This window comes from Cupriavidus sp. 8B (assembly GCF_054589115.1).
Genome location: NZ_BAAILO010000293.1, coordinates 43,405 through 58,928, shown reverse-complemented (window position 1 = coordinate 58,928; position 15,524 = coordinate 43,405). Strand labels below are relative to the sequence as shown.

12 protein-coding genes and 1 pseudogene are annotated in these 15,524 nt (G+C 67.2%); 9 read left to right on the top strand and 4 right to left on the bottom strand.

The features are described 5' to 3' along the window. The first annotated feature begins 243 nt into the window (after window positions 1-243). From ACYP5B_RS29365 to ACYP5B_RS29335, 7 genes and pseudogenes are all read left to right on the top strand, one after another. A complete protein-coding gene (locus ACYP5B_RS29365) occupies window positions 244-1,728 on the top strand; it encodes an NAD-dependent succinate-semialdehyde dehydrogenase (RefSeq protein ID WP_459571997.1) in 1,485 nt (494 codons plus the stop codon). A 46-nt stretch (window positions 1,729-1,774) separates the two neighbouring features. Next, window positions 1,775-2,578, top strand: a complete 804-nt coding sequence (gene hpaI / locus ACYP5B_RS29360) for a 4-hydroxy-2-oxoheptanedioate aldolase (protein ID WP_459571996.1) — start codon at window positions 1,775-1,777, stop codon at window positions 2,576-2,578. A 94-nt stretch (window positions 2,579-2,672) separates the two neighbouring features. Then, window positions 2,673-4,073 (top strand): FAD-binding oxidoreductase, encoded by a 1,401-nt coding sequence (locus ACYP5B_RS29355; RefSeq protein ID WP_318236326.1) that lies wholly within the window; start codon window positions 2,673-2,675, stop codon window positions 4,071-4,073. 90 nt (window positions 4,074-4,163) lie between these two features. Continuing rightward, window positions 4,164-4,409 (top strand): annotated as a pseudogene (locus ACYP5B_RS29350) (phospholipase domain-containing protein); the annotation flags it as partial. A gap of 379 nt (window positions 4,410-4,788) precedes the next feature. Continuing rightward, window positions 4,789-5,163 (top strand): DUF2946 domain-containing protein, encoded by a 375-nt coding sequence (locus ACYP5B_RS29345; RefSeq protein WP_400092350.1) that lies wholly within the window; start codon window positions 4,789-4,791, stop codon window positions 5,161-5,163. Window positions 5,164-5,247: 84 nt separating this feature from the next. Further along, window positions 5,248-7,563, top strand: coding sequence for a TonB-dependent receptor (locus tag ACYP5B_RS29340; RefSeq protein WP_459571995.1), 2,316 nt, complete (start codon window positions 5,248-5,250; stop codon window positions 7,561-7,563). A 38-nt stretch (window positions 7,564-7,601) separates the two neighbouring features. Next, window positions 7,602-9,014 carry a PepSY-associated TM helix domain-containing protein gene (locus ACYP5B_RS29335; RefSeq protein ID WP_459571994.1) on the top strand — a complete coding sequence of 471 codons (1,413 nt, stop codon included), beginning with the start codon at window positions 7,602-7,604 and terminating at the stop codon, window positions 9,012-9,014. 36 nt (window positions 9,015-9,050) lie between these two features. Here the strand turns inward: ACYP5B_RS29335 and ACYP5B_RS29330 are convergent, their stop codons facing one another. The 3 genes from ACYP5B_RS29330 to ACYP5B_RS29320 all read right to left on the bottom strand — a co-directional run bounded on the left by ACYP5B_RS29330 (window position 9,051) and on the right by ACYP5B_RS29320 (window position 12,273). Further along, entirely contained in the window at window positions 9,051-10,244 is a 1,194-nt protein-coding gene (locus ACYP5B_RS29330; protein ID WP_400092353.1) for a CaiB/BaiF CoA transferase family protein, read from the bottom strand. Between the two features lie 60 nt (window positions 10,245-10,304). Further along, window positions 10,305-11,309, bottom strand: coding sequence for a tripartite tricarboxylate transporter substrate binding protein (locus ACYP5B_RS29325; protein ID WP_459571998.1), 1,005 nt, complete (start codon window positions 11,307-11,309; stop codon window positions 10,305-10,307). Window positions 11,310-11,391: 82 nt separating this feature from the next. Continuing rightward, window positions 11,392-12,273 carry an HpcH/HpaI aldolase/citrate lyase family protein gene (locus tag ACYP5B_RS29320; protein ID WP_459571993.1) on the bottom strand — a complete coding sequence of 294 codons (882 nt, stop codon included), beginning with the start codon at window positions 12,271-12,273 and terminating at the stop codon, window positions 11,392-11,394. A gap of 95 nt (window positions 12,274-12,368) precedes the next feature. Between ACYP5B_RS29320 and ACYP5B_RS29315 the strand changes: the two genes are divergently transcribed. Next, window positions 12,369-13,238, top strand: coding sequence for a LysR substrate-binding domain-containing protein (locus ACYP5B_RS29315; protein ID WP_318236305.1), 870 nt, complete (start codon window positions 12,369-12,371; stop codon window positions 13,236-13,238). 28 nt (window positions 13,239-13,266) lie between these two features. Here the strand turns inward: ACYP5B_RS29315 and ACYP5B_RS29310 are convergent, their stop codons facing one another. Then, window positions 13,267-14,172 (bottom strand): LysR family transcriptional regulator, encoded by a 906-nt coding sequence (locus tag ACYP5B_RS29310; protein WP_459571992.1) that lies wholly within the window; start codon window positions 14,170-14,172, stop codon window positions 13,267-13,269. Between the two features lie 149 nt (window positions 14,173-14,321). Between ACYP5B_RS29310 and ACYP5B_RS29305 the strand changes: the two genes are divergently transcribed. Then, window positions 14,322-15,494: a serine hydrolase domain-containing protein gene (locus ACYP5B_RS29305; protein WP_459571991.1), complete on the top strand. Its 1,173-nt coding sequence runs from the start codon at window positions 14,322-14,324 to the stop codon at window positions 15,492-15,494. Window positions 15,495-15,524: the final 30 nt, after the last annotated feature.

Below are 15,524 nucleotides of genomic sequence, written 5' to 3'. Positions count from 1 at the left end.
GCGAAAAGAGCGGAAAAGAGGGACCCATGTCTGAGTATCGCCTTAAGGCGATGCGAGTTTGGGTCCCGGCCGCTCTTTTCGTCGAATCCCGAGGGGTAGTCGCCCCATCCGGCGCGCCTTTTTTGCCTACTTTTTTGGCAAGACAAAAAAGTAGGTCGCCTCCCCGAAGGGGAGGTGAAACTGCAGTTGCAGTTGTCATTGAATTTAAGCAGTTGCAGTCAACCCTCCCGTAGCCCAAAAACCATGACATCCACCCCACTCCCCCTAACCCACCCCGCCCTGCTGCGCACCAGCAACCTAATCGGCCAAGAGTGGTCCGCCGCCCACACCGGCCACCGCCTGGATGTCACCAACCCCGCCACCAACACCATCTTCGCCTCGGTCCCCGACAGCAGCACCAAGGACGCCATCCAGGCAACCGACGCCGCCGCAGCCGCCTTCCCCACCTGGAGCCGCCGCACCGCCCGCGACCGCGCGCAGATCATCAAACGCTGGCACGCCCTGATCCTGGAGCACCAGGAGGACCTGGCCCAGATCATCTCCACCGAACAAGGCAAGCCCATCAAGGAGGCCCGCGGCGAAGTGCTGTACGGCGCGTCCTACGTGGAGTGGTTCGCCGAAGAAGCCACCCGCATCAGCGGCGAGATCGTCGCCGAGTCCGTCCCCGGCCGCAAGATGCTGGTGCTCAAGGAGCCGGTGGGCGTGGTAGCCGCCATCACGCCGTGGAATTTCCCGCTCGCCATGATCGCCCGCAAGATCGCGCCCGCGCTGGCTGCCGGCTGCACGGTGGTGGCCAAGCCCGCCGAAGACACGCCGCTGACCGCGCTGGCCCTGGTCTACCTGGCGCAACAAGCCGGCCTGCCCCCCGGCGTGCTGAACATCGTCACCGCCTCGCGCGCCAACACGCCCGCCGTGGTCGATGCCTGGCTGGCGGATAGCCGCGTGCGCAAGATCACCTTTACCGGCTCCACGCCGGTGGGCAAGCACCTGGCCCGCGAATCCGCCGGCACGCTGAAGAAGCTGTCGCTGGAGCTCGGTGGCAATGCGCCATTCATCGTGTTCGACGACGCGGACATCGATGCCGCCGTCGATGGCCTGATGGCCTCCAAGTTCCGCAACGGGGGCCAGACCTGCGTCTGCCCCAACCGCGTCTACGTGCAGGCTGGCGTGCACGATTACTTCGTCGCGCGCCTGTCGCTGCGTGTCGCCGCGCTGCAGGTCGGCCCCGCCACCGAGGAAGCCTCGCAGATCGGCCCCATGATCAATGCCCGCGCGGTGGAAAAGATCGCCCGCCACGTGGAAGATGCTGTCGCCAAGGGCGCCGTCGTGGTGACCGGCGGCAAACGCGTGCGGCCGGAAGATGGCCCGCACTACTACGCCCCCACCGTGCTCACCAACGCCACGCCGCAAATGGCGTTGTCGTGCGAGGAAACCTTTGGCCCGGTGGCCGCCGTGTTCCGCTTCACCGATGAAGCCGAAGTGGTGCGCGACGCCAACGACACGCCCTTCGGCCTGGCCGCCTACTTCTACTCCAACGACGTGCGCCGCATCTGGCGCGTGGCCCAGGCGCTGGAAACCGGCATTGTCGGCGTCAATGAAGGGGCCATCGCCTCGGAGGCCGCGCCCTTTGGCGGCGTCAAGGAATCCGGCTACGGACGCGAGGGATCGCGCCACGGGCTGGACGACTACATGCACACCAAATATATTTGCCAGGGCCAGCTCGGCTAAGACCCCGCGGCACGCCACCCACGCCCACGACATACTTCGGAACACCATGCCCGCACAAAACGCATTCAAGGCCGCGCTGGCGGCCAGCCAGCCCCAGATCGGCCTGTGGCTCTCGATGGCATCGCCCTACCTCGCCGAAGTCTCGGCCACGGCCGGCTTCGACTGGCTGCTGATCGACGGCGAGCACGCGCCCAACGACCTGCGCGGCACGCTGCATGCGCTGCAGGCCGTCGCCCCGTACCGCTCGCAGCCGGTGGTGCGCTGCGTGGCCGGCGAAGTCCCGCTGATCAAGCAGCTGCTGGATATCGGCGCCAAGAACCTGCTGGTGCCGATGGTGGATACCGCCGAGCAAGCCGCCGCGCTGGTGTCGGCCACCCGCTACCCGCCGCAGGGCATTCGCGGCGTGGGCAGCGCGGTGGGCCGTGCCTCGCAGTGGAACGCGCGCGCCGACTACCTGGCCGTGGCCGACGATGAGATCTGCCTGCTGGTGCAGGCAGAAACCGTGAAGGCCCTGGAGAACCTGGAAGCCATTTGCGCGGTTGACGGCGTCGACGGCGTCTTTATCGGCCCCGCCGACCTGGCTGCCTCCATGGGCCATCGCGGCAACCCGGGCCACCCCGAGGTGCAGGCCGCCATCGAAGGCGCGATGCGGACCATCGTCGCCAGCGGCAAGGCCGCGGGCACGCTGACCTCGGACCCCGCCCTGGCGCGCCGCTACCTGGCACTGGGCTGCACCTTCGTGGCGACAGGCGTGGACGTGCTGGTCTATGCCGGCGCGGCGCGCCGGCTGGCCGCGGACTTCATCGGCACGACCGCCGCGCCCGCAGCCGGGCCGTCGGCGGCATACTAATGCCCCGCGCGGCAGCCGCCGCGCCCCCTACACCACAGAGCACGCCCACATGCCGACCGAATCCCACCTCTGCTCCGACACCACCCTGGCCGCCATGCAGGCCATCGTCGGTGCCGGCGCCTGCCTGAGCGGCGACGCCGACACCGAGTCCTACGTCACGGACTACCGCCGCATCTACCGCGGCAAGGCCCAGGTGGTGGTCATGCCCTCCACCACCGAACAGGTCAGCCAGGTCATGGCCTGGTGCCACGCGCATGACGTGCCGGTGGTGCCGCAAGGCGGCAATACCTCGCTGATGGGCGGATCGGTGCCCGACAACAGCGGCACCGCCGTGCTACTCAGCCTTGGCCGCATGAACCGCGTGCTGGCCGTGGACACCATCAACGACACCATGACGGTGCAGGCCGGCGTGACGCTCAACGCGGCCCGCACCGCCGCCGAGCAGGAGCAGCGCCTGTTCCCGCTGCGCATTGGCTCGGAAGGCTCCTGCCAGATCGGCGGCAACCTGGCCACCAACGCGGGCGGCACCGCCGTGCTGCGCTACGGCAATATGCGCGACCTGGTGCTGGGCATCGAGGCCGTGCTGCCCGACGGCCGCATCTACTCGTCGCTGCGCGGCCTGCGCAAGGACAACACCGGCTATGACCTCAAGCAACTCTTCGTCGGCTCGGAAGGCACGCTCGGTATCATCACGGCGGCCGTGCTCAAGCTGATGCCGCAGCCGCGCGCCAATGCCGTGGCCTTCGTGGCCGTGCAAAGCCCCGAAGCCGCCGTGCGCCTGCTCGGCGTAGCCAAGCAGCATGGCGGCCAGGCCGTCACCGCGTTCGAGCTGATCTCCGCGCCCGCGCTGGAGCTGGTGCTCGAATACCTGGGCGACGTGGCCTCGCCGCTGCCCGCGCGGCACGACTGGATGGTGCTGATCGAGCTCACCTCCGGCGGCAGCGACGAAAGCCTCAACGCCACGCTGATGGAAATCCTCGAAGCCGGGCTGGCGCAGGAACTGGTGCTGGACGCCGCGGTGGCCGCCAGCCTGGGCGACGCCCAGCGCTTCTGGCGCATCCGCGAGGAAATCTCCGACGCGCAGACCCGCACCGGCGGCAGCATCAAGTGCGATGTGTCGGTGCCGTTGTCGCGCATCGCCGCCTTTATCGGCGACGCCTCGGCCAAGGTGCTGGCGCTGGAGCCCGCCGCGCGCATGGTGATCTACGGCCATATGGGCGACGGCAACGTGCACTTCAACCCGCTGCGCCCCAAGGACCGCAGCGCCGCGGACTTCCTCGGCCAGTGGTACGCGCCGATCTCCGAGGCGGTGGACACGCTGGCCCACGCGGAAAACGGCTCGATCTCCGCCGAGCACGGCATCGGCGTGGCCAAGCGCGACGACCTGAAGCGCTACAAGTCGCCGGTGGAGCTGGAACTGATGTGGCAGGTCAAGCGGGCGCTGGATCCGAAGAACCTGCTCAATCCGGCCAAGATGCTGCCGAAGCTGGACTGACGGCAACGGGTTGCGGCGGGTGCTTTCGCCCGCGACGAATGGCAGCCTCGACTTCAGCCGCTGCCGCTGCCACCCACCAGCGCCAGCGACAAGGCCTGCCGCTTCACCATCACGCCGCAGGCTTACCGCAAGGACGGCCCGTGGCCCGTCGCGGTCGTCGGCAAGGGCAGCGACTCCCGCCACTGGTCCCTCGCAGCAAGCGGCCAGTGGTGTGACTTCGCGGTGACATGCGACAGCGACCCTGCGTTTTATCGGCGTTTTGCCGGGCGGGTGGAAACAGGCAGGCATACGGTGAGCGACCCGGCCATGGGGGTGAGCGGGGATACGCTGGGTTGAACGACTGAGGACGGCGGCATAGCGTGGAAGTGGTGCGAGTGAGTTACTGATAATTCATTTTTTGGCATGAGAAATGGCGCGAATTGGCAAATCGCGCCACACTTCGGGAGAATCGCGCCACCCCGTCACCTCGGAAATTCCGCGCAAACCTGTGCCCGCTCACATGCCTTGACGTGCCCGATCACGCTTACAGCCGGACCATCCTCGGCTTGTACGAAATGAAGCGCATGGCATTCCGGCTCAATGAGCGAAACCGTACGCATTTGCCGCTTGGCGCCCATATCCTGGTCCTTGCCTGTGTCAAAATGACGCGTAGTTTGCCTGACCGCCCCAGGCCTTGCCTGGGGTAGACTGCGCCGCGCCCCGCTCCCACATAACGATGACGCTTATCCGCCGCATCCGCTTGACCGCATGGCTTGGCCTGATCGCCATGTGGCTCATCGTGCTTGCGCCGGCAGTCAGCCAGTTCGTGGCCGCGGCCCACGCCAACGATCCCGATGCCGTGATCTGCTCGGCCGCCCAGCCGGGCGACGCCCCCCATCCAATGCCGGGCAGCCAGCTAAACGCCTGCGGCTATTGCGATCTGCTGGCGGATCACGTGCCCCTCCCCACCCTTGCGCCTGCGGCGCTGTCGGCGATCCCCCTGCTGGTGATCGCCACCTCGCACGTGCTAGCCACCCGCTTCACGCCGCTCGGGGCCTTTCCTTCCGGGCGTCCCAGGGGCCCGCCGGCTTTACCTCAATCCCGTCTCTAAGCAACGCACGCCCTTTGGCGTGATCGTGGCGTGCGCGCGCACCTGAGCGCCGGCGCCGGACAACGATTTGAGGTAGACCCAATCATGCGCAAGCTGCTGCCCTTTGTCATCCTCGGCACCATCGGCACGCTGGCCGAGGCCGCCGACGAACAGAGCCTGCCGGCGGTCCAGGTGACCGAGATACGCTCGTTTGCCGAGAAGAACCAGTTGCCGCAGACAACCGCGAGCATTACCGGCGATCAAACCGCCCAGACCATCAACGTGATGGGCGCGGAGGACGCGCTGAAGTACCTGCCCAACGTGCTGGTGCGCAAACGATTTATCGGCGATACCCAGTCGCCGATGGCGACCCGCACCACCGGCATCAACGCCAGCGCGCGCAGCCTGATCTATGCCGACGGAGTCCTGCTGTCGACCCTGATCAACAACAACAACGGCAACGGCTCCCCACAGTGGTTCATGGTGACGCCGCAGTCGATCGGCCGCATCGACGTGATGTACGGCCCGTTCGCCGCGGCGTATCCGGGCAACTCCTACGGTGCCGTGACCGAGATCACCACGCGCATGCCGAAGACGTTCGAGGGCAGCCTGGAGGTCACCGGCGCCATCCAGCAGTTCAGCAAGTACGGCACCGACCAGAACGAGCCGGCGCAACAGGCCAGCGCCACGCTGGGCGACCGCACCGGGAAGTTCTCGTGGTGGCTCAGCGCGAACCACCTCAACAGCTTCAGCCAGCCCCTGAGCTTCGCCACGGTCAGCCAGTCGACGACTGCCGCCGGCGCCGGCCTGCCCGTCATCGCCGGCGCGTTTGCCGACCGCAACCGGACCGGCGGCGCCATCCGGGTGATCGGCGCGGGCAATTTCGTCCATACGCTGCAGGACAACGCCACGGTCAAGCTGGGCTACGACTTCACGCCAACGTTGAGCGCGATCTACACGCTGGGCTACTGGCAGAACAGATCGAAAGCGAGCGCGCAGACCTACCTGAGCACGGCATCCGGCTCGCCCTTCTACGGCGCGCAAAGCGGCAACGTCAATATCGGGGGATTCGCGTACAGCGCCAGCACCATCGCGGGCCAGTTTTCCAGCAATAACGTGGATCAGGAACACCTGATGCAGAGCCTGAAGGTCGGGACCCGTACGCAAGGGCTGTTCGACTGGGAGGCCATTGTCAGCAATCTCTACTATCTGCAGGATTCGAGCCGCCTGTCCACCGGGCTCTATCCGGCGGCGCTGACCGGTGGTCCGGGCCGGACCACCGACATGAGCGGCTCAGGCTGGTCCACCTTCGACGTCAAGGGCATCTGGCGGCCACAGGGCATCGCCGGCGCGAACATCGTCAGCTTCGGCGCCCACTACGACCAGTTCAAGCTGAGCAGCCCGACCTACAGCACCACCAACTGGGTATCCGGCGGCAATGGCGCGCTGTTCAGCACCTCGCAGGGCAAGACGCAAACCGGCGCGCTCTGGCTGCAGGACGTCTGGCGCATGACACCGAGCCTGCAGGCAACGCTGGGCGGCCGCTATGAGATGTGGCGCGCCTATGACGGCTTCAACTACGCCATCGGCAGCAACGGCGTTGGGGTGCCGATCCAGCAGCCCAGTCTCGACAAATCGGGGTTCTCCCCCAAGGCGTCACTCACCTGGGAGGCAAGCGAGCTGTGGTCGGTGACCGGCTCCATCGGCAAGGCGCTTCGCTTCCCGACGGTCGGCGAGCTCTATCAGAGCGTGCAGACCGGGACGACGTTCACCCAGGCCAATCCGTTCCTGCAGCCGGAACGCGCCCTGTCCGGCGAACTCGCCATCGAGCGCCACACCAGCGAGGGCAAGCTCCGCGTTTCCGCTTTCAGCGAGTACGTCAGGAACGCGCTGATCTCCCAGACCTCGACGATTGCCGGATTCGCCACGCCAGTCTCCTTTACGCAGAACGTGGGCAAGACACGGCAACTGGGCCTCGAACTAGCCGGCCAGCAGGACCATGTGCTGATCAACGGCCTGACGCTCTCGGGCAACGTCACCTACGTCAATTCCCGGATTCTCTCGGACGACAGCTACGTGCCTACCACCCTGGGCGCGACGGCGGTCGGCAAGCGCGTGCCCTACGTGCCCACGTGGCGCGCAACGGTGGCGGCGACCTACCGGCCTGACAACAAGTGGGCTTATACGCTGGCCGCGCGCTATAGCAGCCGCGTGTACGCAACGGTCGACAACACCGACATCAACCCTGCGACCTACCAGGGCTTCGAGAGCTTCTTCGTGATGGATGCGCGCGTGCATTACCAGCTCGACAAGCATTGGAGCGGTGCGCTGGGCGTGGATAACCTGAACAATCACAAGTACTTCCTGTTCCACCCCTTCCCGCAGCGCACGTTCTACCTGAGCCTGAAGTACACCCTCTGACAAATCCCGCCATGTCCCAGCCTCTAGAACGATCGCCAATGCCCACACAAGCCACCCAGCCCTCGCCGGCAGCAGCAGCGTCTTATCGCATGCTCTGGCGCTGGCACTTCTACGCCGGGCTCTTCGTCGCGCCTTTCCTGATCGTCCTGGCGATCACCGGCACGATCTACTGCTTCCAGCCGCAGATCGAACCCCTGCTCTATCCCCAGTTGCTGCGCGTTGCGCCAACTGGCACAAAGCTTCCCGCCCAGTCCCTGCTGGACCGGGCGTGGGCCCAGGCGCCCGAAGGGGCGGTGGCGACGACGTATACCGTCGATACGGCCCCACGCGCCAGCGCCGAGTTTGTCTTTCGCCTGCCGTCGGGCACGAGCGAGAGCCTGTACCTGGACCCGTACACCGGCAAGTACCTCGGCAGCCTGAGCGTCGAGGACCGGTTGATGAAACAGGTGCGCATGCTGCATCGCGCGCTGCTGCTGGGCAAGACCGGGGAGCTGCTGATGGAACTGGCGGCGTGCTGGTCGCTGGTCATGATTGCCACGGGCATCGCGATGTGGTGGCCGCGGCTGAGCGAGCGGCGCGGCAAAGCCTTCGTGGTCGGCAAGGCCGCCGGCGGGCGCGGCTGGTGGAAGGAAGTCCACCTGGTCATCGGCGCCTGGATGGCGATCGGCGCCGTGGCGTTCGTCCTCTCCGGCTTGCCCTGGACCGCATCGTGGGGCAAGCAGTTCAAGGCGATCGCCACCGCGGCGCAGCTGGGCAATCCACCCGGCGCGTGGGGCGACGCAGCGGTCCGGTCAACGCCGGGGGCGGCCAGCATGGATTCGCTTCCCCTCGCGCAAGTCCCCTGGGCAGTCGGCATGGCCAAGGTCCCATCCGGCGCGGCGCCGGCAGTGGGCGCTGCCACGATCAGCCTGGATCGCGCCGTGGCGATCGTGGCCCAGAACGGTGTTTCGACCGGCTACCAGCTCGTGCTGCCGAAGTCAGCCACCGGCGTGTTCACCGCATCCTATTTCCCCGCGGATCCCAAGGTGGAACGCACGCTGCATATCGACCAGTACAACGGCAAGGTGCTCAAGGACATTCGCTACGGCGGCTACGGCGCAGTGGCGCAGGCCATCTCCTATGGCACGTCCTTGCACATGGGCCGCTATTTCGGGCTGGCCAACCAGGTCGCGTGCACGGTGATCTCGCTGGGCCTGATGATGCTCGCCGTGACGGGCCTCGTGATGTGGATCAAGCGCAGGCCCGCGCGCGCCCTGGCGGCGCCGTCATTCCCGCGCACGCTCCCGCCCATGCGAGCGTGGGTGATCGGCCTTGGGCTGCTGGGTGCTGTGTTCCCGATGATGGGTGCCACGCTGGTGGTGGTCTGGCTGCTGGATCGCTGGTTCGCACGATCAGTCACCGTGCGGGTGGCGGCGCCAGAGGCCGCCAGTCCGCTCAGAAGCGGTAGTTGACACTCTACGCGTGTCACACCGGGCGAGGCGGCGCCGTCAGAGCCCCTCCCCCACCAACCTGTCCGCCTCCGCCTTCACCATCTCCCCGTGCTGGTCCAGCACCGGCGCCGCGAAGGGTTCCGGCCCTGGCGTGCGCCCGAACTTGATCGCACGGGTAAAGCCGCGATACCGGCCGACGGCGGGATGCTCGAACGTGGTCACCATGCCTTCCGCCTGCACCTGCGGGAAGTCGAACATGTCTTCCACGGAGCGCGCGGCGGCGCAGGGGACCGCTTCGCCGAAGTGCGCTTCCCATTCCAGCGCGGTGCGTGTCGCCAGCGCGCGGTGCAGCGCGGGAACGATCTCGTCCTGGTGCTGCGCGCGCTTGCGCACGCTGTCGTAGCGCTCGGTGGCAAGCTCCGCCAGGCCGGTCTTCTCGCACAGCGCGGCCCAGAAATGCGGCGTGTTGGCGGAGATGTAGAGATAGCCATCCCTGGTCGGATGGATGCCGGTGATGCCGCCGGAGCGCATGTCGCGGCCAACCTCCTTGGGTTCGTTGTCGGCCCAGACCATGCGGGCCGATTGCATGGTCAGCGCCGCGCGCAGCAGCGAAACGCCGACGTACTGGCCTTCGCCGCTTTTCTCGCGCTCGTAGAGTGCGGACGCGACGCCGCCGGCGACCAGCGCCGAGCCGTAGTAGTCGACGACCGAACCGTAGAGGATCTCTGGCGCGCCGCCCTGCTTGCCCTGCAGCGTGCACATGCCGGTCATGGTCTGCAGGACCTGGTCGTAGCCGGCCTTGTCCTTGAGCGGGCCGTCTTCGCCATAGCCGGTCACGGCGCAGTAGATCAGTCGCGGGTTGACCAGCTTGAGCTGTTCGTAAGCGATGCCAAGCCTGGGCGGCACGGTGGGCCGGAAGTTGTGCACCAGCACGTCGGCGGTGCGCACCAGCGCCATCAGCCGCTGCAGGTCGTCGGCTTGCTTGAGATCGAGCACCACGCCCAGCTTGCTGCGGTTGACGCCCAGGAAGGCGCGGCTCTCCGCCTCAAGCGACGATGGATACTTGCGCAGGTTGTCGCCGGCGGGCGGCTCGATCTTGATGACCTCGGCGCCCTGGTCGGCCAGCAGGGAGCAACCATAGGGGCCCGCTATGTAGGCGCTCAGGTCCAGCACGCGCAGGCCGGACAGCGGGCCTGGCTTGCCGCTGCGCTCGCTCAGCGGCGCGGCGCGGTCATCAGAGGGGGAACGCATGGAAATCTCCGGAAATATGCAGATATGCCAGATATGCAATAGAGGCGAGGCGTGCTCGCATCAGTCCACGACGATGTTCTGTCGCTTGGCGAGCGTCTTCCACCTCTGCACGTCCTGCCCGATGGTGGCGGCGAACTGGGCCGGCGTAACGGGCCTGGCTTCGGCGCCCTCCTTCAGGAAGGCCGCCTTGATCTCGGGCTTGGACAGGATGGTGTTGACGGCGGCGTTGAGCTGGTTGACGATCGCCGGCGGCGTGCCGGCCGGCGCCAGCAGGCCCCACCACAGCTCGAACTCATAGCCCGGCACCGCGCTGGACATGGGCGTGAGCTCCGGCGCGACCGGGCTCGGCTTGAGGCTGGTGATGCCAACGGCGCGCACCTTGCCGGCGCGCACCATTGGCAGCAGCGAGGGGCCGCTGGAGATCAGCAGCTGGGTCTGGTTGCCGATCAGGTCGGTCACGGCGGGGCCCATGCCGCGATACGGGATATGCGTGATGAACAGGTTGCCGGCCCTGGCCTTGAGCAGCTCGGTGCCGAACTGGTTGACGCTGCCCGGCCCGGACGAGGCGTAGTTGTACTTGCCCGGCTTGGCGCGGATCGCCGCGATCAGTTCCTGCGGGGTCTTGGCGGGGAATTCGTTGTTGACCGCGACGATGAACGGCCCTTGCGCAAACATCGCCACCGGCACGAAGCTCTTGACCGCATCGAACGGCAGCTTGGCCTGCACCGCGGCGTTGGTCGTCATGCTGGACGACACGGCGACCAGCGTGTACCCGTCCGGGGCGGACTTGGCAACGATGCCCGTGCCGGTGTTGCCGCTGGCGCCGGGCCGGTTGTCGATGACGACGGGTTGCTTGAGCTCCTCGCCGATCTCCTTGGCGACGATGCGCGCGAAGATGTCGTTGGAGCCGCCCGGCGGATAGGGCACGACGATGGTGATGGGCTTGCTCGGATACCCGCCCTGCGCGAATGCCGCGCCGGATACCAGGCTGGCAATGACCGTGGCGGCCAACGCCACGCTACGGGAAATGAATACGGGTGCGGATGCGGATAATGTTTTCAAGATGTCTCCTTTTTGTATTTTTTGTTTTTCCCACGCGGTGCAGCCTGATCCCGGCTGCGGATCCCGGCAGCGAATCCCGGCAACGTCAGGCAGGCAGCAATCCAAGGCGCCTGGCGGTAGCCACGATGGCCTGGGCGCGCTTCACGAACGGCGGGTCGATCATCTTGCCGTCCACCACATAGGCGCCCACGCCCCTGGCATCGGCATCGCGCGCGGCTTCCACTACCCGCGCCGCATGTCCAATCTCTTCATCGCTAGGGCGAAAGGCCTGGTTTGCCAGCGGGACCTGGCTGGGATGGATGCAGCTCTTGCCGAGAAAGCCCATGCGGCGCGACAGCTCGGCCTCGGCACGGAAACCGGCTTCATCCTTGATGTTGGCAAACACCGTGTCGTAGGCGAACACGCCGGCCTCGCCGGCTGCCATGCGCACCGCGTACATGGCTTGCTGGATCGCCGCGCTTTCGCGCCGGGCGATGCCCAGCGGCTCGAACAGGTCGCCCAGGCCAAGCTGCAGGCCGGCGACGCGCGGGTGGGCCGTGGCCAGCTCGCAGGCCAGGCGCAGCGCCTTGGGGGTTTCGATGTTGAGCAGCAGGCGAACCGGCTTGTCCACGCCATGCGCAAACCCGTTGGCGCGCTCTGCCTGCTCGATGGCCTCGGCGGCGCGGCGCACGTCATCGGCGCTCTCTGGCTTGGGCAGGTTGACCAGGTCCAGGCCTGGCTGCACCATCGCGGCCACATCGGCCGCGAAGTGCGGGGTATCCAGCGCGTTGACCCGCACGATCAGCGTCTTGCCGCTGGCGCGGGCCTGGCCCGAGCGCAGCAGCTCGCGCAGTGCCGCGCGCGCTTGCGGCTTGCGCTCCTGCGCCACCGCGTCCTCGAGGTCGAACGACAGCCCGTCCGCGGCGCTGGCCAATGCCTTGTCGAACAACTCCGGACGGGAGCCGGGGACGAACAGTTTGCTTCTCATGGCAACGGGAACCGATGGCTTTGGAGTGCGCCAGTGTGGGTCAGGCCAGAACAAAGATAAACTACCTATGTCTTTCTTTAATCGATAGAAAATGTATGGAGACAGCCTACCTCAACGCGTTCCTGGTCGTCGTGGATACCGGCTCCCTCGCGCAAGCGGCCCGGCGGCTCAACGTGACGCCCGCGGCCATCGCGCAGCAGATTCACGTCCTTGAGCGGGAGTTGGGCACTTCCTTGCTCGGCCGGGCCGGCCGCACCGTGGCGCCCACCGAGTCGGGCACGCGGCTGGCCGAGCGCGCCCGCGCGCTGCTGCGGGACTTCAACGGCTTGCGGGACTGGGTCAATGAGGCAGAGGCGCCAAGGGAGCTGCGCCTTGGCACGATCAACACCGCGCTGCACAGCCTGCTGCCGGAAACGCTCGCCGGGTTCGCCGCGGAGCATCCGGGTGTCTCCGTGTTTATCCAGTCGGACAAATCGGCGGCGCTGTACGACGCCGTGAAGAACGCGGAGCTGGATGCGGCCGTCTGCCTGCATCCGCCCTTCGCGCTGCCCAAGACCATCGTTTGGGAGCTGCTGCGTGAGGAACCCCTGGTTGTGCTGGCGCCCGCCCGGCTGGCCAGGCGCGATCCGCACGATCTGCTGCGCACCGAGCCGTTGATCCGCTACGACCGCAGCGTGGGTGGCGGCAAGCAGGCAGACCGGTACCTGCGGCAGGCAGGCATCACCGCGCACGAGCGGTTCGAGCTCAGCTCGCTGGTGGCGATCGCCATGATGGTCGACCGGGGGCTGGGCGTGTCTCTCGCTCCAGACATTGCGTCGCCGCTGACGGCGGGCCTGCGGATCGCCAAGTTGAAGCTGCCCGAAGCGACGGAGCCGCGCAGGTTTGGGGTCTTGTGGCAGCGCTCCTCTCCCCGCACGCCGTTGATCCTCTCGTTGTTGCGGCATGCGCGGCAAGCCGCCGGATGATCGCGTACTGACGCTGATGCGCAGAGGTTTATGCGGCTTGATCCGCGCCGCCCGGAAACACCCGTTCGCCCAGGAAATCGATCAACACGCGCAGCTTGGGCGAAGGGTGCCGGCTGGCCGGCCACAGCACGCGGAAGGTGCCGCTACGGTCCACGTAGTCGTCCAGCACGGTGCGCAGCCGGCCGTCGGCCAGCGCCTCGCGGATCGCGAAGTCCGGCAGGCAGGCGATGCCAAGTCCCTGCAACGCAAAGCTCACGCGGGTCTCGATGTTGTTGCAGATCATCGAGGTGGGCAGGCTCAACTCCGGCTCGTGGGCTGCGCGGCGCAGCGGCCAGGCTTCCAGCTTGCCGCTGTTCGGGAAGCGGTATTGCAGGCAAGCATGCCCGGCCAGGTCGGCGGGTTGCCGGGGCACGCCGCGCTGCGCGATATAGGCTGGCGACGCCACCAGCAGGATCCGGAACGCGCCGAGGCGCCGCGCCGATAGCCGGGAGTCGCCTGGCTCGCCGGTACGCACCACGGCATCGAAGCCCTCCTCGATCACATCGACCATGCGGTCGGTGAAATCCAGGTCCAGCTCGATCTCCGGGTATTGCCGCATGAAGTCGCCCAGCACGGGCAGCACCAGCGAACTCACCAGCGGCAGGCTGACGCGCAAGCGCCCGCGCGGCACTTCGGCTGCACGCGACAACTCCTGCTCCGCCGCCTCGATCTCGGCCAGGATGCGGCGGCTGCGCTCCAGGAACAGCATGCCCTCCGCCGTCAGGGCGATGCTGCGCGTGCTGCGGTGAAACAGCCGCGCGCCAAGCTTTTCCTCCAGCCTTGCCACGCTCTTGCCCACGGCCGACGCCGACACGCCCATCAGGCGGCCCGCCGCCACGAAGCTGCGGGTCTCGGCGACCTGCACAAACACCGTAAAGCTACTCAGGCTGTCCATCGGCTTTCCCGCCATTCCAAGCGCCTCGATCCTCGATTACGGACAACCTTGTCCGGATAACCAGGAACTCTAGCCTACTTTTTCCCGAGTCAAAAGTTTCTTATCGTTCGCCTGAGCCTCTCAATATCCTGCGACGAAGGAAAACACGCATGTCCTCCCACTTGCCCGCCCGCGTCGACGCGGTCATCGAACAAGCCATTGCCGACCACCGCCTGGTCGGCACCGTAGTGCTGGTCGCGTGCCACGGCGAAGTGATTCACCGCCGCGCCGCCGGCCTGGCCGACCGCGAAGCCGGCCGGCCCATGCACGCCGATACGCTGTTCCGCCTGGCCTCGGTGTCCAAACCCATCGTGTCGGCAGCGGCGATGGTGCTGGTAGCACAAGGCCGCCTGGGGCTCGACGAGGCGGTGATCCGCTGGCTGCCGGATTTCACGCCGCGGCTGGCCGACGGCAGCCCCGCTACCATCACCGTGCGGCAGCTGATGACCCATACCGCCGGGCTGGGCTACCGCTTCTTTGAAGCCGACGAGCACGGGCCCTATGCCCGCGCCGGCGTGTCGGACGGCATGGACCAGCCGGGCATCACCCTTGCGGAGAACCTGCGCCGCATCGCCAGCGTGCCCTTGCTCTACAAGCCGGGCGCCGCCTGGGGCTATTCGCTGGCGACGGATGTGCTTGGCGCCGTGATCGAGCGCGTCTGCGATGCGCCACTGGGCAACGCGGTGCACGCGCTCGTCACCGGCCCGCTGGGCATGGACGACACCGGCTTTGCCGCGGTCGATGCCGGGCGCCTGGCCACCGCCTACGTCAACGACACGCCGGTGCCGCGCCGCATGCTCGCGCACGATGTGGTCCCCGTCGTCGACGGCACGGCCGGCATCCACTACGCGAGCGCACGTGCCTTGGACACCAACGCCTTCCCCTCCGGCGGCGCCGGCATGGTTGGCAGCGCCGGCGATTTCCTCCGCTTGCAAGAAGCCCTGCGCCAGGGCGGCGATCCGTTGATGCCCGCTGCCTGGGTCGATGAAATGGGCCGCAACCAGACCGGCGAATGGGGCCCGCCGGATGCGCCGGGCACCGGCTTTGGCCTGGGCTTTTCGGTGCTGCACGATCCGGCGGCGGCCGGCTCGCCGGAATCGGCCGGCACCTGGCGCTGGGGTGGCGCCTACGGGCACTCGTGGTTCGTCGACCGCGCCCGGGGCCTGAGCGTGGCCGCGTTTACCAACACCTTGTATGAAGGCATGAGCGGGCGCTTCGTCACGGATCTGCGCGACGCCGTCTATGGGCACGAGGCGGTGGCGAGGACAGCGACTGGATATTGAGGGTTTCTTGAGCCCTACTCAGCCCGCTAT